Genomic DNA, 19,170 nt, shown 5'->3' on the forward strand with positions numbered 1-19,170 from the left:
ACACAGGACCAGCAGGACAACGCGCTTAGGGCGCCGCATGCTATGCGGTGCCCTGATGTTACTTTGTTCAGCACTGGCACAGGCTCAGGATGAGGTATTGCTGGTGCTCAGTGATATCAGCCCCAGTTACGATCAGGTCAAGCTGGCGGTAGAAGACAGTACCCACTCGCCGCTGCGTGTGGTGACGCTTGATCGCCTGCAGGCACTGGACAGTCGCTCCTCGCTTATTGTCGCGATCGGCAGCCGCGCCTGCGAGCAGATGTTGCGTACCTACCACCCGGGAACACGCATGATCTGCAGCTTCCTACCCTCGTCGACCTTCAAGAAACTGCGCAGCACCCTGCTGCCAGGGGATACCGACGCGCATATCAGCGGTCTCTTTATAGACCAGCCGCTGGAGCGACAGGTGCGCCTGGCCCGCATGATCCGGCCTGCGGCCCAAACGCTGGGTACGGCGTTGGGGCAAAACAGTCAGGCACTCAAATCAGCACTGGAGCAGTATGCCCAAAGCGAGGTGTTTCAACTGGAGCTGGCGGAACTCAAGTCTTCTGACAACCCGATCCAGATTCTGGCACCCATCGTCGAGCACAGTGATGTTTTTCTGGTCATTCCAGACAGCTCCATCTTCAACCGTGCCATTTCCAAATGGCTCCTGTACCTGTCGCTCAAACATCAGGTCCCCGTAATCGGCTTTTCCAAGAGTTATACCGACGCCGGGGCAACGGCATCCGTCCACTCCTCTCCACATCAAATTGGTCAACAAACCGGCGAATGGATCAATCGGCTGATGTCCGGCGAGTCCATCCCGGGCTCCGCCTTTCCGGCGTATTTCGAGGTCAGCATCAACCCGGTTGCCGCGCGAACGCTGGGGCTGGAACTGCCAACTCCAGCCGCTCTGCAACGACGGCTGAGCCAAATTGAGGCGGCCAACTGATGCTGCGCCCGGGTACCCTCAGCATCCGTGCCCGTGTGTTACTACTGGCGCTGATTCCGATGCTGGTACTGGCCAGTATTCTGGGTACCTATTTCACCTACACCCGCCTGGATGATAACAACGCCCGCCTGGAAGAACGGGGTCGACTGATTTCCGGCCTGCTGGCCTCAGCTGCGGAATTCGGCGTCATCAGTGGCAACCGCTATCAGCTCCAACTGCTGAGTCAGCAGGCCTTGCGCCACCATGATGAAGTGCGCGACATCCTGTTTTATGACGACAGCTTCAATTTGCTGTACCGCTCGGATCGTTTCCCGGTGACCTTTTCGCCGGATAGCCCACCTCAGGTGCTGGGGGGCGAAGACTGGTACTTCCTGACGCCCATTTACAGCCGCGCTCTCTTGCTGGAGAGCAATCCCGAACTGGTACCCCATTCACTGGAGCCGGTGCAGGTCGGCTGGGTCGGCGTTGTCCTTTCGACCCGCACCCACAGTGCTACCCGGCAGGAGATGCTGCTCAGCAGCCTGCTGCTGATTCTGGCCGGTCTGCTGGCCACCGCTGTGGTTGCCAGCCGTTTTGGCCTGGGCATTACCCGCCCCATCAGCGCGCTCAGTCAAGTAGTTGAGCGCCTTGAATCCGGTCAACTGGATACCCGTGCCGCCACTACCGGGGCCTCTGGTGAGCTGGGCCTGCTGGCGCGTGGCATTAACCGTATGGCCGCCCGTATTCAGCGCTCCAGCCAGCAACAGGAAGAACAGGTGCGCAAGGCCACGCGCCAGCTCACCACCACTCTGAGGCACCTGGAGCGGCAGAACGAAGAGCTCAGCGACGCCCGCTACCAGGCCGAAACCGCCAACCGCACCAAGGACGAATTTCTCGCGCGCATGAGCCACGAACTGCGTACGCCGCTGACTTCGGTACTGGGATTTGCCCAGCTGCTGCAGAATACCGAACAAACGCCGGAGCAGCGCCAGTACTGCCAGATCATCAACCAGACCTCCAGTCTGCTGCTGACCATTATTGATGACATTCTCGATTTCTCCCGCCTGCAATCGGATGCCATTCAGCTGGAACAGATCGCATTTCCGGTGCGCGAGTGTCTGCAGAATGTGGTCGCCATGCAGTCCCCCATGGCTCGGGACAAGGGGCTCAAGCTGGAAGTCAGCCTGGACGATAATTTGCCACCGGCCCTGCGGGGTGACCCGACCCGCCTGGCACAGATTCTGACCAATCTGATTGGCAATGCCATCAAATTTACCGACAGCGGTGAAGTACGGTTAAATGCCAGCAGTCACTGTGAAAGCAACCGCTGTCACCTGGATATTGAAGTCAGTGATACCGGTATCGGCATCTCTGAAGCCCAGCAGCAGAACCTGTTCAAGGCCTTTGCGCAAGCCGACAATAGCATCAGCCGCCGTTATGGCGGCTCCGGGCTGGGCCTTGTCATAGCCCACCACCTGGCCAACCTGATGCATGGCAGCCTCAACCTGACCAGCACCCAGGGCGAAGGCACGCAAGTGCATCTGCGCCTGACGTTGCCGATTGCCCAGGTGACACCGCAGATGCCACCTCAACCCAGTCGTACGGCTACCCCGGTTCCCAGCCGGCTACAGCTGAACAGACGCCTCAATATCCTGCTGGCAGAAGACAATGACTTTAACCGGCTCCTGCTGAACCGCGTTTTGAGCCAGGCGGGTGCTCGGGTCATTCAGGCCCAGACCGGAGTAGAAGCCGTGCAACAGTTCCGCCAGCACCGCCCGGACCTGATCCTGATGGATGTCCACATGCCGGAGATGGATGGCATCCAGGCTACCCGTGAGATTCGCGCTCTGGATTCGGAGGTGCCTCTGTTTGCGGTCACGGCCAATGTGATGGCCCATGAACACGAAGCACTGCGAGCAGCAGGGGCCAACGAGATTCTGCTCAAGCCACTGAACCTGTCCGATCTGTTCGAACGCCTGGCCCGGCTCGAGCACAAGCCACAGCCAACATCACCTGCGCCCGTTTCAGATCTGCTCGATGCAGTAGATCCCGATGCACTGCATAGCGAGCTGGAACGCCAGATTGAAGCGCTTGAACAAGCTGTCGAGGCGAAGCGGTTTGATGTGATTCGCAGCCATGCCCATCAACTCATGGGCGTGGCCGGTTTGTATGAACTGCCGGAACTGGAAACCGTGGTTGCAGAGCTGCATCAGGCCGCTATCGCCGGTGACCAGCGACTCTGTTGGCAGGCCAGCCACCGCTTAAGCCGGCTGGTTGAGCATGAGCAGTATTAAAAGGCGGGATCAGAAGTCACGGAAATAGGGCTCATTTGCAATCAGCTGCTCCAGCTCCTTTTGTACTTCCGCCACACGCTGCCGCCCGGCTCGGTCATAGACATACTGCCCCAGTCCATCCGATGCCGGCGGGTGCCGGTCGTCCCCTTCATGGATGCCCACACACAGACGCCGAATCGCTTCCAGTTCAGGATCATGCAGGATGGGGAAACCGATAAACATCTCCCACTCATCCTGGCGCACGTCGCCGGTTTGCAGTTTCTGCATCAGATCCAGCACCTTGCGCCGATCCGGACGCCAGGTGGGCGCGCGCCCGTAGGTCAGCGCCAGCACCAGACCACCAATCAACAACAATGAAACCAGAAAGGCGATCAGGAACTCCGCCATTATGACCCTCCGCGGATATCTGGCTGCTTAGTGTAGAGGAGAGCCACTGCTCAACTCTCGAGCAATGCTGTTAACCGCGTCCTGGTGTATCTCTTCCAGCTCGCGCATCTCCTGCTCGTAGCTGCGTTTGAGTTTTTTCGGCAGGGCCTGCCACTCATCCTTGATCGGAATATGGCTGGTTTTGTCGTGCACCTCGGTGATCACCGCATAGGCTTCCTGCTCCAGCAACTGAGGACGGTAATTCTCCAGCAGTACTTTCAAACGAATGCAGCCCTCGGTCAGGGTCATTTTCTCATCATGCAAGATGGCACCGGCCACCAGCTGGATACTGTCTTTCAAGTACTGATGACGTTCTTCCAGTGCAGCCATGGCGGCAGCTTCACGCTCGTTCTGCTCCGCCTTAAGCGCCTTGGCTCTACTGAGCTGGCGGTAGATAACGGCTGATAGCGTGGCAATCACCAATAAACACAGGGCGATCAGGATGTATGTCAGAGTTGTGCTCATGTTGTCCTCTTGCGCGGTTGGCTGCACCGGCATTATGCCAGAGGTAGCCCCTGTCTCTCACTACGCAATGAGTACAGCATCAGTTTGGCGGGGACTTTCACGGCGAACGGGAAAACCCGCCACCGTGAAAGCATGCTGAAGACCCGATGTTTTATTCGAAGGTGCGGGGCTTCAGGCTATCCGGCTTCAGGAAGGGCTTGTCGCCGGTATTGTCGTGCTGACCCAGTACCTGCCCGTTCACCTCGGTGCCGTAGCGGGTATGCTTGTGAAAGTTGAGGAACTGCTCGCGCGTGGCTTTGGCATCACCGGTGTAACGCGGATCCTGAGGGCGCTCCTGGCTGTTGATGTACCAGGCGACGTTCCAGGCTTCATCGTCTGTCAGGGAACCCGGCTTGCTCAACGGCATGTTGTTCTTGATAAACGAGGCCGCCGTGAAGATACGGGTCATGCCCGCACCCCAGTTATACGCACCATCACCCCAAAGCGGCGGGAACACCACCTCGCCATCCTTCTTCTGGCCTGCGCCGTCGCTGCCGTGACAAATGGCACAGTTGGTCTCAAACACCGCCTGACCTTTTTCATAGCTCACGTCTTCGGGGATTTTCTTGCCCAGATGGCTGAAGCCCCGTCCGGCGATATTGCGTTCGTACACCGGTGCACTCTTGGCCAGCCATTGGTGATAAGCCACCATCGCCAGCATGTCATCGCTGCCATAGGCCGGCGGTGTGCCGTTCATGGAGTACGCAAAGCAGCCGGCAATACGCTCTTCCAGTGAGTTCACATGCTGGTTCTTGCCACGGAAATCCGGCAAGGTCGTTGCCGCCGGCCATACCGGACCGGACCAGTTCATCCTCCCCTCGCCCATGTGACAGGTTTTACAGTTCATATCATTGAACACATACTCGCCACGGAACTGCTGAGTGTTCATGAACATGTCGTAGCCCTTGAGAATCACCTTGCGCAATTCGGGGTTAACTGACTCATCTGCCATCAGGTCATCGATCGTCGGTGCCTCATGCACATATTGACCGTCCTTGGGCGCAGGCAGGTTAACCGGCACCTTGGCGTCATTGGCCAACGCAGAGGTACTCAGGCCCAGAGCTGATACCAGCATCAGTAAATTCGCTTTCATATTATTGCCCTCCCTCGGCGGCCACGGCTTGCTGGGCACCCAGATAGGTGGATACGGCTTCGATCTGCTGTTCGCTGAGACGTTCGGCGACACCGGTCATCAGCTGGTTGGGATCGTTCTGGCGACTGCCGTCACGCCAGGCGTTCAGCTGCTGTTTGATATAGTTGGGATGTTGCCCTGCCAGGCCCGGGAAGGCACTGCCCATACCCTGGCTGTCAGGACCATGACAGCTTTCACAGGCGGGAATGTACTGATTCCAGTCCCCCCGGGTGGCGATTTTTTCGCCCAGCGTCAGCAGCTCCGCATCATCCGGCGCGGCAGCCGCTGCCGGCACCGGTTGCTGTGCATAATAAGCGGCCACATCCAGAATCTGCTGCTCGCTCAGGTTATCCACATTCGGCTGCATGATCGGGCTGACGCGGGTGCCACTATTGTAATCACGCATCTGCTTGGCGATATAAGCCGCATCAAGCCCGGCCAGGCGGGGAAAGCCGGCTGCGTTATTGCCGGCACCATCCAGACCATGACACGCCAGGCAAGGCGCACCACTGCCATCTCCCTGCATGACGATTTTCTGACCGTCAGCTGCCACGCCCTGAGCCTGAACCGCTCCGCTGATCAGCAGGGCACCTGCCAGCGTCAGGCGCCAGTGTGTTTTCAACATGCCACTCTCCAGTACATAGACAAAATCTAATTAAGATTATTCTTATCGGAAATAATCATATTCCATATAAAACAATCTCAACAGACCTGCTGGAGAATATTCTGTCCGCTTAGGGCATTGTCAGACGGCTTCTCAAGCCACTGGCACGCCGTACCCGGGCACGCACGGCATCATCCAGCCGTCCCCGGTGCGCCAATAACAAACTGAACCAGCGACTGGCGCGGGTAATACCGGTATACACCAGCTCCCGTGTCAGTACCGGGTTAACGGCAGGTGGCAACAGCAACGCCGTATGAGCAAACTCCGAGCCCTGCGATTTGTGCACGGTCATGGCGTACACGGTTTCAATTGCCTGCAGGCGGCTGGGCAGTACCCATTTCAGGGTTCCATCCGCCAGCGGGAAGACAACCCGCAACGCCTGCCCGTCCTGCTCGGCAGGGACAGCGAGGGTGATACCGATATCACCGTTCATCAGCCCCAGGCCATAATCGTTCCGTGTCACCAGTACAGGGCACCCTTCGTACCAGCCCTGATCCCGCTCGATCAAACCCGCTTTGCAGAGAGCGGCTGCGATACGCTCATTCAGCCCTTCCACACCCCAGGGGCCACGGCGCAGTGCGCACAATAACTGGAACTGGCCAAAAGCACTGAGAATATCCCGCGCCCAGAGATCCAGTGCATCTTGCGTCGGCTCGGCCGGTCGCCGGGTCGTTAGAAGGTGCAGATAGTGTCGATACCCCTGAGGCAAGGAGCCATCAGCGCCCATAGCCTGGTCGCCGCCCTCCAGCACCAGCCGTTCCAGCGCGCGGTCTTCCTGCCCCCTGAGCACTGTAAGCCCCAGGTCAGCATAGCCATCACTTAAAACCTTATTCACAGCCTCGGGATGGCCCGAGTTCACCGCCCGTGCCAGTGCGCCTATACCACTGTCCGCACCAAAGCGGTGACTGAACCTGAGCATGGCGATCGCCTGTGCCAATGGCTGGGTCGAGGCTTCGCCCTCTGCCGCCTGCCAGGTCGCCACCTTTTGCCCCGTCTGGCGTTCCAGCTGTGCCAGCGTATCGGCGGTATAGCCCCCCAGATCCGCGCCTTCACAGAGGTCGCCCAGCACCGAGCCGGCTTCTACCGAGGCCAGCTGGTCCTTGTCGCCGAGCAGAACCAGACGCGCCCGTGACGGCAGGGCGGCCAATAGCTGCTGCATCATTTCCAGATCAATCATCGACGCCTCATCCACCACCACCAGATCCGCATGCAGCGGGTTATCGGCATTGTGGACAAAACGGCGAGTCCCCGGACGCGCGCCCAGCAGCCGGTGCAGAGTCGTTACGTCCTGTGGAATATTCTGCTGCAGATGCTCAGGCAAGCGCCCGACTGCACCGCTGATGGATTCGGTCAATCGCGCAGCAGCCTTACCAGTGGGCGCGGCCAGTCGAATTCTCAATGTCCGGCCGTCATCACGGGCGAGACTTTGCAGCAGTGCCAACAGTTTCACCACGGTGGTCGTCTTGCCGGTTCCGGGGCCACCGGTAATGATGCCGAAACGACGTCCCGCCACCAGTGCGCAGGCCAGTTGCTGCCAGTCGAGGTGTTCATCTACCCGGTCAAACAGTTCACCCAGACGTTGCTGCAAGCGTGCATCGTCGACTGGCAGACCCTCCAGTCGTTCACCAACCTGCTGTGCAACATCAACTTCGTACCGCCACTGGCGATAGAGGTAAAGCCGGGTTGAGTCAGGCTCCAGCACCAGCGGTGCCGGTGGATCACCTGCATTGACCAGGGCGGAGGTCTGCAGGGCTGCCAGCCATTCGCTGCGCCCAAGCCCCTGTAACAGCTCCACCGGCCGATCCGGCAGGGCTTCACCGAACTCGCCATCCGGCGGCAGCGACAGCGCCGTATCCGGAGCCGAGAGCAGGTTGTCGATATCGGCGCAGATGTGGCCTCGCCCGAGCTGGTGGCTGGTCAGCACGGCTGCCAGCAGCACCAGCGGCGAACTGGCCGGGTCAAGTGAGTGCAGGAAGCGCCCCAGCGCCAGATCCAGCGACCGAATCCAGCCGCGCTCCTGCCAGCGCTGCAACAAGGCCTCCAGCGCCCACCAGTCTTGCAGGGCGGGGTGCAGGTTGCTGCCTGCGGCAAAGAGATCATTTTGCTCAGCCATGAGCCACCTCCTCACCCGCCAGCAGACGATCCAGTGTTTCGATCAATTCGGCCTCCGGTCGGTCGATACAACAGCCATGGTGGCCGGGTTCGTTGATACCACGCAGGAACAGATAGAGCGCACCTCCAACATGCTGTTCATAGCCGTTGATCGGATCATCGGCATAGCCAGGCAGGCGGGCCTTGAGCAGCCGATGCAGCGCCAGCAGGTAAAGCACATACTGCACGTCATAGCGTTTATCCAAGACGGCCTTCTGCATGGCGGCCAGGGTGTAGTGGCTGTCGCCAGGCCCCAACCAATTGGATTTATAATCGGCCACCCAATAACGCCCGTCATGTTCAAACACCAGGTCGATAAAGCCCTTGAGCATGCCGCCCAGTTGTTGGGGTGCCAGTGCCGGACGCGCTTGTCCCGACAATACCTGGCGGCTGATCAAGCGATCCAATCGAGCCACCGGCACCTCTGCGACTTCAAACCAGAACTCCATTTCGGCCTGATATTCGGTCAAACCAGCCAGAGGGACGGCATCTTCATGTAACGGCAAGGGTGTGGCCAGCAGCTGCTCCAGCCAGGTATCCAGCACCGGTAACCAGGGCTGCCACTCACGGCGCTGGCAGCGCGGCGCCAGATAGTCCTGACGCAGACTCTGATCCCTGGCTACCAGGTCAAAGCCTTGCTCGGCCGCCCACTCCAGGATGCCATGCAGGAAAGTACCGGCCTGAGGGCCTTTCCAGAAGTGGTGAGGGTCGTAGTCAAATTCGACCACTGTTGATCCGGCGCTGGCTTCATCCCGGCTCTCGCGCGCGGTTTCTTCACCCGGTGTTTCGGAAGGCTCATGCTCTGCCGGCGTATCCAGTTCAGCCTGCCCTTGCAGTTGAGCGATGGCACTGTAGCTGGCAATCCACCAGCGCTCACCTGCTACCGCGCGCTCACAGCTGCGCGCCGGCGCCAGCGCTGTTGCGGATGAGGCTGCCGGCAGCAACGCCGTATCGATCACGGGTGGTGCACTGACTTCAATGACGCCATCGCTGGCCAATGGCTGCAGCAGGTTACTCAACGCCGCGGTATCGGTTTTGTCGGCACAGCCCAGTAACTGGCCAAAGGCACTTTTGTGCACACTGAGCGAGCGGTTACGCTTGATCGCGGCCACGCCCAGCCAACAGGCATGCACAGGCCGGGTGAGCGCTACATACAACAGACGCAGATCTTCCTGCAGACGTTCGGCGTCGGCCGCCGCTTTGGCTTTCTTGTCACTGCTGTCCAGTTCCAGCACCGTGCCGGCGTCGGTCTGATAGCGGTAACTGCCATTATCGGCCGTAACTTCACGGTAGTTGCAGATGAAGGGCAGAAAGACCAGTGGGTATTCCAACCCCTTGGATTTGTGAATCGTCACTACCTGGACCAGATCGGCATCGCTTTCCAGGCGCATGATATGTTCATCACCGCCATTGCTGCTGTCGAGAATCTGTTCCTGCAGGTATCGGATCAGCGCCAGCTCACCTTCCAATTGGGTACTGGCCGTTTGCAGCAGCTCTGCCAGGTGCAAAATATTGGTAAGCACTCGCTCACCGTTTGTTTCCTGTAACAGCTGCGCCGGCAGGCCAAAACCATCAATCAGATGACGCACCATGGGCAACACGCCCTGGCGCTGCCAGATCTCGCGCAGCTGGCGGAAACGTTCCACCTCATGCTCCCATTGCTGCTCATCACGGGTCAGCTGTTCCAGTCGGGCATAGCCCAGATCCAGCGTGGCCGTTGCCAGAGCGCTGTGCAAGCGCCCCGCCTGCTCCGGTTCAGCACAGGCACGCAACCAGCGCCAGAGATCTTCGGCCTCGGCACTGGCATAGACCGAGGCCTGATCTGACAAGTAAACACTGCGCACAGCGCGAAGCTCCAGCGCTTCTCGTACCACTTTCGCTTCACTGCCACTGCGCACCAGAATTGCTATATCACTCGGCTTTAACGGCTCCAGCTGACCATCCGGTTGACGGAAACCCGCGCACTGTTGCTGTGACAGGGTAAGTAAACGGCAGATTTCACTGGCCGTGTGTTCTGCCATGCGCTGACGATAGTCCCCCACAGCCACGCCATCGGCGTCATCGTCGGTCAGCAACCAATGATTCAGGGCACCCGGCCGGGCTCCCTCGACCTCGAACACCTCCTTGCGGCCATTGGCCTCCACGGGGATGAACGGCAAGGGGTTATCGCCGTCGCGGGCAAAACGAAAGGCGCCGGTGGGCTGATGCGCTTCGGCCTGTTCGAACAGGCGGTTGACCCCTGCAACCAGGGCTGAAGAAGACCGGAAATTGCGCCCCAGCGTATAGTGCCGCCCGGCGGTATCCTCCCGTGCCTGCAGGTAGGTGTGGATATCGGCGCCACGGAAGGCATAGATCGCCTGCTTGGGATCACCGATCATCAACAGCGCTGAGGTTTCACATTCAGAGAGTCCCGCGTCAGGCTGTCGGCCCTGATAAACCCGGCTGAAGATACGGTACTGCAGTGGGTCGGTATCCTGGAATTCGTCAATCAACGCGACCGGATACTGTCGCCGGATGGTGCTGGCCAGATGCTCACCGCCCTCGTCCTGCAAGGCATCATCGAGGCGCACCAACATATCGTTGAAGCCAAGCGTCGCTGCACGCTCGCGAGAGCGATCAAAACGCTGCTGAATCCAGCGTGCGGCATGCAGTTGCACCGGCTGGACCGGCGGCTGCCCGGCCAGATAATCCACCAACTGCTGCAGTTGTTCGAACACCGGATGGCTCGGGGTCTGTCCCTGTTTCGCCTTGGCGGTTTTGGCGGTCAACCTGGCCAGAGCGAAGTGCTCCAGCTTATCCACAGCCAGCGCAGCGCCCTCGGCCCAGGCAGCCATTTCGGCCAGCTTACCGGGCAGGGATGCCGGTTTGTAGCTCTGGTTGTTGAGAATCTTTGCTTGCGCGGCTTCAACCAGTAGTGCTTCGATGCCTTCGCGTTCGGCTGACCAGAGCACACGCGCCTGCTGCTCCAGTTGCTCTTTCTGCGGCAACCAGCTTTCCAATTGCGCGGCGTAATCGGCCGGCGACAGCATTTGCCCGACCACTTCGCCCTGATAACGCACCTCCTGCTCGCTGGGCTGCAGCAAAGGCTTAAGCGTTTTCAACAGGCTATCCGGGTCTGACGCCAGGTCACTAAGGGCATCGGCGGCGGCCGCTGGCAGGGCATAACACCAGCTACGCCAGTAATCCCGCGCCATCTCGGCCAGCAACTCACTGTCATCCTGCTCCAGTTGCTGCTGAAACAGACTGCCGGTATCAAAGGCATGCTGGGTCAGCATCCGCTGACTCCAGCTGTGAATGGTGAAAACCGCGGCTTCATCCATCCACTCTGCGGCCTGTTCCAGCTTACGCGCCGCCAACGCCCGCGCGTCTGCATCGGCATAGCAGGGTTCGGCCAACAGCTGTTGCAGGAAGGGGTCCGGCTCTGTTTTGCCACGAAAGACCTGAGAGGCTTCGGCCAGTCGGCTGCGGATACGGTCACGCAGCTCTCGGGTAGCAGCATTGGTGAAGGTTACGACCAGAATATCCGGCGGTAGCAAGGGGCGGCCAAAGCCGGACTCTGCATCGCCGTGTCCCAACACCAGGCGCACATAGAGGGCGGCAATGGTAAAGGTCTTGCCGGTGCCGGCACTGGCCTCAATCAGACGCTGGCCGTGCAGAGGAAAGGTGAGCGGGTTCAGCGCTTCAGGCTTCCCGTTTGAGTTTGGCTGACTCATGTGTCCTCCCGTGACAGCAGTTCACCCTGTTCGATCAGAGGGCCATACAGGGCGCGAGCCCAGTCCTCCAAACCGGCACGTAACAATGGCTCAAACTCGGGCCAGGCGCGCTGCAGATAACGATCAGTCGCGCCTTCACCGGGAAAACGGCTGTTCCCCTCATAGACATTGGCCGCTGCTTCGACAGGATCCTTGTCTTCTGGAGCACTAAGCAGAGCCAGCGCAGAGCGACAGGCCAACGGCGCTGGTTCCGCCAGTGCCTGAAGGTAGTACGCCAATACCTCGTCGAGCAGTTGCCGAGCGCGATCTGCCGCCAAAGGTCGAATCCGGGCACTGGTATCCGGCCCCACCAGGAAGGTGGTCAGTGAGTACCCGCTCGCGCTGACCGCCAGGTGGTCCAGCCATGCCCGCACCAGCCGGTGCCAGCGGGGTTGGCCCTTGTCGCTGATCGCCTGGGGCGATGACAGAATCAGCGCCAGTTCTTTGCCGGTATTTTGGCGATAAAGCCCACCAATCCAGTCTTCCAGTAACACCTGCGCGTTTCCGGCATTCAGCGTCAATTGTATTTCCAGTGGCTCTGCCAATGGCTGCCAGTCGGCCTGAAGCTGCTGCAGGTGCCTCAGCGTCGAGGCAGCCGGGCTGACAATTTCCCGCAAGGCCCGCTCACCATAGGGGCCCAGCGGCAACTCACCGGCCCTCTGCCAACGTGCAAGTTGCGACTGGATTCCCGCCTCATGAGTCTCGGCCTTGAGACCCGCGTCGATCAATTCAGAGCCGAGGCGGAACTGGTCCAGCCGGTCAAAGCGAAAGGGTTCGTGCTCCACCTGCACTTCGTCCAACGTCTCGAACCAGACACCCAGGCGCTGGGTGAAGAAGGTCTGTACCGGGTATCGCAGGAAACGCTGCAGCGCTTTCAGGTTGAGTGTTTCCGGAAACTCCAACGGTGGTAAATCTGTCTGTACCTGCTGCTCAACGCCATTGTGCACCTCACGCCATTCACCGGCGTAGGTGAACAGGCGCGGATTCTGATCAAAGTAGCGCGGGCTGAACGGCTGTAGTGGATGCTCGGTGGTCAGCTGTTCCAGCAGCTCCGTACCCTCTTCTGTTTGCCAGCCCTGCTCAACATGATCACGCAGTTGGGCCACCAGCACCGAGGGTGGCTGTTCCGCATTATCACGTACACTGCGTCCCACCCAGCTGATATAAAGCGCATCCCGTGCTGACAGCATGGCTTCAAGGAACAGGTAGCGATCATCCTCACGACGGGAACGGTCACCGGGCCGGTAGCGCCCGACCATCAAGTCAAAATCCATCGGCGGCTGGATGCGCGGATAATCACCATCGTTCATGCCCAGCAGGCAGACGCGGCGGAAGGGTATTGCACGCATCGGCATCAAGGTGGCGATATTGACGGCACCCGCCAGGAAACGCTGCGACAGGCTCATTTCATCGATGCCATCGAGCCAGCTGTCACGCACAACCTCCAGCGGTAAAGGGCGCTCCAGCATCGCTTCGGAACAGGCTTCCTGCCATTCCTGCAGTTTCTGGGTCAGACGTTCCATCAGCATCAGGTCCTGGTCACTGACCGGCAACAGGAAACGCTCCAGCAACTCGGTCAGCACCAGACTCCACTCGCTAAAGGGCTTCGGGGTCAGCAAGTGCTCACGCAACTGCAGCAGTGCCGCCACCAGTTCTGCCAGCGGCCCCACCTGTGCGGCTTCCAGACCACCGACCTCACCGTAGGCTTCGATCTCGGCAAAGGTCTGCTCGTCACCCATGATGTAGCCCAGCAGCATGCGTTTGAGGCCGAACAGCCAGGTGTTCTGCTCCAGCCCTTCCGGCAATTCCAGACCGGCGCGTTGGGCACTGTCGAGGCCCCAGCGAATGCCCGAATCACGGATCCAGTGCTGCAACTGGGGCAAGTCGCTTTCCGCCATGCCGAAACGCTCACGCAGGGCAGGCACTTCCAGCAGATCGAACAGCTGACTGATGCCGAAGCGCTCCTGCGGCAGTTGCAGCAGCAGTTCCAGCGCAATCAACAGCGGTGCCTGACCGCGATTCTGCTGATCGTTCAGGGTAAAGGGAATAAAACGAGGGTCCCGTCGTGACAACCGACCAAATACGGAGCGGATATGCGGCGAATACTGGTTAACATCCGGCACCATGACGATGATATCGCGGGGTTTGAGACTGGGGTCATCCTGGAACCACTGCAACATCTGGTCGTGCAAGATCTCCACCTCGCGCTGCCGACTATGTGCGACCTGGAAGGTCAGTGAGTCATCACCTTCGTACCAATGTCGAGCCTCTTTGGGTAAGGGTTCCAGCTCCAGGATATCCTGTTGAATCTGGTTCAACAGCGACAGCTGTTCAACCTCCGGCTCGGCATCATCAAACAGGTCGATACGCTGGAACCAGTCACGGTACTGGCTGGTATCGTCAAACTCATCCAGCAGACGAATGTAGTCACGCCCCTGCTTTCCCCAGGCCGCCAACAATGGCTGGGCGTGCAGATGCAGGTCGGCATCACTGACCTCTTCAGGCATACCCTCCTTGAGGGCCTGGCGACGGCGGGTACTGCGCAGCAGCTCCTTGCCATCTATGATGTCGGCCCAGTAATGGCGGCAGGGGTTATGAACACAGAGCAATACCTGGGTATGCTCGGCCAGCGCTGAAAGTGCCTCGATAAATTGCTGTGGCAGCGCCGAGATGCCAAAAATGATCACCCGGCGCGGCATGGTTTGAGGTCGCTTATGCAGCTGACTGCATGCGCTCAAAAACTGTTGGTGCAGGTCGGCACGGCTCAGGTTGCGTTGGGTTTCGTCCATATCAGCACGGATGGCACGCCAGAGCAGAGGTTGCCAGCGCTGCTCCTCAGGCAGCGGCTGCTCCTGACCCTTGGCATCAATCAGCAGGTCCCTCCCTTCAGCCCAGGCACTGAGCCAGTCGGCACGGTATACCTGATACTGGTCATAGAGGTCAGCCAACCGCTCGGCCAGCTGATATTCCTTGCGCGCGGTCAGGTCATCCGCCAGAAAGCGGCGTAACTGCTCACACTCAGGCTGCTCGACCAAATCGGGCAACAGCCGCAGCAGGCGCCAAGCCAGTCGAGACTTGTCATAGGGCGAGGTTTTGGGCACTCGGTCAGCCCCCAGCACAGCGCGGTAGGCTTGCCAGAGAAACGCCGAAGGCAACTGAATATCCAGCGACGCCGCTATACCGCAACCTGGCTGCTCACTATGCTCTGGCGAACGAGCCAGTGCCAACTGCAGCCACTGGGCAATGCCGTTGCTCTGCACCAGAATGGTTTCGTTTTCCAATACCCGCAGCGGATTGCTGCGCATCCAATACACCAGCAACTCACGCAAAGCTTCCAGCCGGTTGCCGTGAATAATGGCCAGGCCTGCCTGGGGTTGATTCAAAGCCAACACTCCTGTGTTCAAGACACCTGCCGCCAATACCTCTTTGCCACCTTGGTAGGCATTGATGGAGGTCAATATCAAACAAACTGTTTACAGATTCCAACAGTTTATCACCGTACAATCCCTATCTTATGTCCAAGACCCGGTAAGGATACGCATGTCTGCCAGCACTCCCACTATCAGGCGTTACCTGCTTAATCGCACCTTCCTGTTTTCCGCGATTGGCTTTCTGGTCCTGCTGCTGGTGTGCCGTCAGGCATATCAGGCCAGTGTACGTGACAGCGCTGAAGAGATTGCCCGCTCGGTTGCAGAGAATACCTTTAATTCCATGTACCTGGTGATGAGCCAGGGCTGGACGCGGCAGCAGCTGGAGCAGTTCCTGCAGCAGCTGTCACACACGGATGACAGCGGCTCTGATATGGACGTACGCGTGTTCCGTGGGCAGACCGTAACCGATCTGTATGGCACCATCGACCAGGCCCCGCTGACACCTGAAATGCGACAGGCAATGCACGCGGGCACTCCCAAGGCGCTGCATGATGGCAATATCCATACCTACCTCTATCCACTGCAGGCACAGGAAAGGTGCCTGAAATGCCACACCAATGCCAGTGCCGGTGACAACCTGGGCCTGATCGAAGTCGCCCAGGACCTGACGCCACAAATCGCCATCGCCAACCGTAATCTGCTCTACTATCTGCTGTTGCTCTCCCCTTTGCCCGCCCTGTTCGGGTTTTGGGCGGTCCGCTCGGTCACTCAGAAGGTCAACCATTCTGTCGATGAACTGAGCCGTCGCATTGCCCGCGTAGAGTCGCTGGAAGATCTGGATGAACTCTCACGGGACCGCGGCGATCTGGGTTTTACCGAGCTCAACCACATCTTCAACCAGGTCGAAACGCTGGCCACGCGTCTGAACGCCATTGCCGTTGACAAGGACCTGCTGGAGTTTGAAATCCGCCTGCTGGAGAAGTTCGTTATCACCTCCGAGGTGGTACGCGACTGGCGTGAGTACATCAACATGCTGATGATGGACATCAACCAGGTGATCCCGATCTACACCATGTTTTCCATCTTCAAAGTGGATGACGAGCTGTTCGACCTGGAAATCTTTTGGCTGCGTCCACCCAGTGACGACACCCGTGCCATGATGGAAACCGCCGTCCTCAAAAGGCTGCGCAGCAATTCGACCTTCCAGCTGCCCGGTGAGGTTGTGATTCACCACAACCACGTGCGCTCAGACGGTGAGATGACCCTCAACGCTACCGAGATCGAGCTGCAAACCAAGTCTCTGTTGGTAGAAACACCCAAGATCGGCGGTATTGTCGGCATCGGCGTTCACTCCGATATCGTCAAGAATAACACCAAGGTTCTGGTGCTGGAGAGCGTACTGTCGACGCTGCTGAACGTGGTCGGTTCCGTGAAAGCCATCTACAAGTACACCCGCGACCTGGAGTATTACGCCACCCGCGACCCGCTGACCAACCTGTACAACCAGCGCATGTTCTGGGAGCTGCTCGACTATGAGCTGGACCGCTGCCAGCGCCATGACTATCCCGTCGCCCTGCTGTTGATCGATCTGGATAACTTCAAGGCCGTGAATGACGGCTACGGTCATGCCGTCGGCGATAAGCTGCTGCAACAACTTGCACTGACCATGCAGGAACAGCTGCGCACCGGCGATGTGCTGGCCCGCTATGGTGGCGATGAGTTTGTTGTCGTCTTGCCGGAAACATCCACCCAGGAAACCGAACAGATCGCCGAACGCCTGCTCGACTGCCTGCAGGGCTTTGCACTGGATGTAAATCAGGGCAGCAGTGTGCGCGTCACCGGCTCTATCGGCGTTGGCATGTTCCCGGAGCATGCCGATAACCGCAAGGACCTGTTCATGTTTGTGGATAACCTGATGTACCGGGCCAAAAGCCAGGGTAAAAACCGCATCAGTCTGCCGCACAAGGAAGATGTGGCGGATATCTTCCACGACATGAACCAGAAAATGCTGCTGGTGAATGAGGCCATCGAGAACCGCAGTGTGATACCGGTCTTCCAGCCCATTCAGCCGCTGGAGGACAATATCCCCGCGGTGGAGGTACTCAGTCGCATCGAACTGCCAGACCGTCTGATGTCTGCTGGTGAGTTCATCGAGATTGCCGAGTCCATGGGCAAGGTACACCTGCTGGATTACATCGTCATGGAGAAAGCCTTCATCGCCGTTAACGAGAGCGACTATGAAGGACTGGTGTTTATTAACCTGTCACCTAGAGCCATTCTGGTTCGCGATTTCCTGCAAACCTTGCATGAACTGACTCAGCGCCATGATATCCGCCCGGACCGTATTGTCTTTGAAATTACCGAGCGCGATACCGTCAAAAATATGGGGTTACTGGAGCGCTTTGTACGCAGTCTCAAGGACTCCGGCTACCGTCTGGCCATTGACGACTTCGGCTCAGGCTTCTCATCATTCCATTATCTGAAATACCTGCCCATCGATTACGTCAAAATCGAAGGCGAGTTCATTGCCAATATGGGCAATGATCCCAAGGATATGGCCTTTGTGACCAGTATTACCAACCTGGCCAAACAGCTGAACCTGAAAACGGTTGCAGAGTTTGTGGAGACCGAAGAGGTACTGGACTTAGTCAGAGAGGTAGGCATCGACTACGCCCAGGGCTTCCATATTGGGCGCCCAGACCGGAACCTGCCCTCAAGCCATAGCAACCCTGAGCTTTAATGCGGAGCTCAGGACGCATGTGACAAGCCAGTAAGCATTACCTCATGCCTTTCCTGCATGGCCTCCGTCAGGGAGGCCAGACAAAAGCAGTGATTCTCCCCTGCAGTAACAGGATTCAAACCTTCATCATTATTGCCCTCAATGGCTTCATGCTTTTGTCATGACGCCATTTTAGGGTGAAAGCATTTTCATATCCGAGAGACTCATCATGATTGATCTGAGCGGCAAGAAAGGCATTGTCTTTGGCGTAGCCAACGACAAGAGCATCGCCTATGGCTGTGCTGATGTACTACGTCAACTGGGTGCAGATATTTGCCTCACATACCTGAATGAGAAGGCAAAACCCTATGTGGCACCTTTGGCAGACCAGCTGGATGCACGACTTTTTCTGCCTTGTAATGTGGCGGAGCCAGGCGAAATGGAGGCGGTATTTGATACGGTGAAGGAAGAGTGGGGCGAAATTGATTTCCTGATTCACTCTATTGCCTGGTCACCGCTGGATGAACTGCACGGCCAGCTATTGGACTCCACCGCGGAAGGCTTCTGCAAGGCTGTGGATATCTCCTGCCACTCATTTATCCGTATGGCCAAACTGGCAAAACCACTGATGCCAAATGGCGGCACACTGCTGACCATGAGCTATCATGGCGCCGAACGCGTGGTTGAGAACTACAACATGATGGGGCCGATCAAGGCAGCGCTGGATAGCTCTGTGCGCTACCTGGCATCTGAACTGGGGCCGCACCAGGTTCGCGTACATTCACTGTCACCGGGGCCTATGCCGACCCGTGCTGCCAGTGGCATCCAGGCATTCGACAAACTGATGGATGATGCTATCGAGCGCTCCCCACTGCACAGGCTGGGCACCCCAGAAGATGTGGGCAATATGGCTGCATTTCTGGTGAGCGACCAGGCGGCATCACTGACCGGCAACCTGATCCATATCGATGCAGGCCATCATCTGATGGCATAAGGACCTGCCCTTGCATTGCCTTATAGGGGTCAATGCGAGGGCCTTTTCATAGTCTGATAAGTATCGGTAAGCAACCGGGATCTGGAGAGACTTCCTCAGCCTCTGAAACGCAAAAACCCCGATCTCAACGAGACCGGGGTTTTCGCTTAATTAAATGCTTGGCGATGACCTACTCTCACATGGGGAAGCCCCACACTACCATCGGCGATGACGCGTTTCACTGCTGAGTTCGGTATGGGATCAGGTGGTT

General features: G+C 58.4%; 11 protein-coding genes and 1 rRNA gene. 4 read left to right on the top strand and 8 right to left on the bottom strand.

All coding sequences use genetic code 11. From position 1 onward, the window contains the following. The first annotated feature begins 55 nt into the window (after window positions 1–55). On the top strand, window positions 56–934 hold the full coding sequence (locus tag BW956_RS20390) for an ABC transporter substrate-binding protein (RefSeq protein WP_175612050.1): 879 nt from the start codon (window positions 56–58) through the stop codon (window positions 932–934). After that, window positions 934–3,207, top strand: a complete 2,274-nt coding sequence (locus tag BW956_RS20395; RefSeq protein WP_076465936.1) for a hybrid sensor histidine kinase/response regulator — start codon at window positions 934–936, stop codon at window positions 3,205–3,207. Before BW956_RS20390 ends, BW956_RS20395 begins: the two co-directional genes overlap by 1 nt. 9 nt (window positions 3,208–3,216) lie before the next feature. On the opposite strand, the gene BW956_RS20400 is transcribed toward BW956_RS20395, so the two are convergent. From BW956_RS20400 to recC, 7 genes are all read right to left on the bottom strand, one after another. Continuing rightward, on the bottom strand, window positions 3,217–3,594 hold the full coding sequence (locus BW956_RS20400; RefSeq protein WP_076465938.1) for a hypothetical protein: 378 nt from the start codon (window positions 3,592–3,594) through the stop codon (window positions 3,217–3,219). Window positions 3,595–3,621: 27 nt separating this feature from the next. Continuing rightward, window positions 3,622–4,098: a DUF2489 domain-containing protein gene (locus tag BW956_RS20405; RefSeq protein WP_010325200.1), complete on the bottom strand. Its 477-nt coding sequence runs from the start codon at window positions 4,096–4,098 to the stop codon at window positions 3,622–3,624. A 151-nt stretch (window positions 4,099–4,249) separates the two neighbouring features. After that, window positions 4,250–5,230 (bottom strand): c-type cytochrome, encoded by a 981-nt coding sequence (locus tag BW956_RS20410; RefSeq protein WP_076465941.1) that lies wholly within the window; start codon window positions 5,228–5,230, stop codon window positions 4,250–4,252. A 1-nt stretch (window position 5,231) separates the two neighbouring features. Then, the gene (locus BW956_RS20415) at window positions 5,232–5,894 is read right to left on the bottom strand and encodes a c-type cytochrome (protein WP_076465943.1); all 663 of its coding nucleotides are present in this window, start codon (window positions 5,892–5,894) and stop codon (window positions 5,232–5,234) included. 109 nt (window positions 5,895–6,003) lie between these two features. Beyond that, window positions 6,004–8,046: an exodeoxyribonuclease V subunit alpha gene (recD, locus tag BW956_RS20420; protein ID WP_076465945.1), complete on the bottom strand. Its 2,043-nt coding sequence runs from the start codon at window positions 8,044–8,046 to the stop codon at window positions 6,004–6,006. Further along, a complete protein-coding gene (recB, locus tag BW956_RS20425) occupies window positions 8,039–11,797 on the bottom strand; it encodes an exodeoxyribonuclease V subunit beta (RefSeq protein WP_076465948.1) in 3,759 nt (1,252 codons plus the stop codon). Before recB ends, recD begins: the two co-directional genes overlap by 8 nt. Continuing rightward, complete coding sequence (gene recC, locus BW956_RS20430; protein ID WP_175612051.1) at window positions 11,794–15,219, bottom strand: exodeoxyribonuclease V subunit gamma; 3,426 nt, start codon at window positions 15,217–15,219, stop codon at window positions 11,794–11,796. The genes recB and recC overlap by 4 nt, the downstream gene beginning before the upstream one ends. A gap of 157 nt (window positions 15,220–15,376) precedes the next feature. Here recC and BW956_RS20435 point away from each other — a divergent pair, with 157 nt between their 5' ends. Then, a complete protein-coding gene (locus tag BW956_RS20435; RefSeq protein WP_010325194.1) occupies window positions 15,377–17,947 on the top strand; it encodes a putative bifunctional diguanylate cyclase/phosphodiesterase in 2,571 nt (856 codons plus the stop codon). A 208-nt stretch (window positions 17,948–18,155) separates the two neighbouring features. Beyond that, a complete protein-coding gene (fabI, locus tag BW956_RS20440) occupies window positions 18,156–18,920 on the top strand; it encodes an enoyl-ACP reductase FabI (RefSeq protein ID WP_139327245.1) in 765 nt (254 codons plus the stop codon). A gap of 156 nt (window positions 18,921–19,076) precedes the next feature. Here fabI and rrf read toward each other — a convergent pair. Next, a 5S ribosomal RNA gene (rrf, locus tag BW956_RS20445) occupies window positions 19,077–19,170 on the bottom strand; the annotation flags it as partial.

This window comes from Marinobacterium stanieri (genome assembly GCF_900155945.1).
Lineage (GTDB): Bacteria > Pseudomonadota > Gammaproteobacteria > Pseudomonadales > Balneatricaceae > Marinobacterium > Marinobacterium stanieri.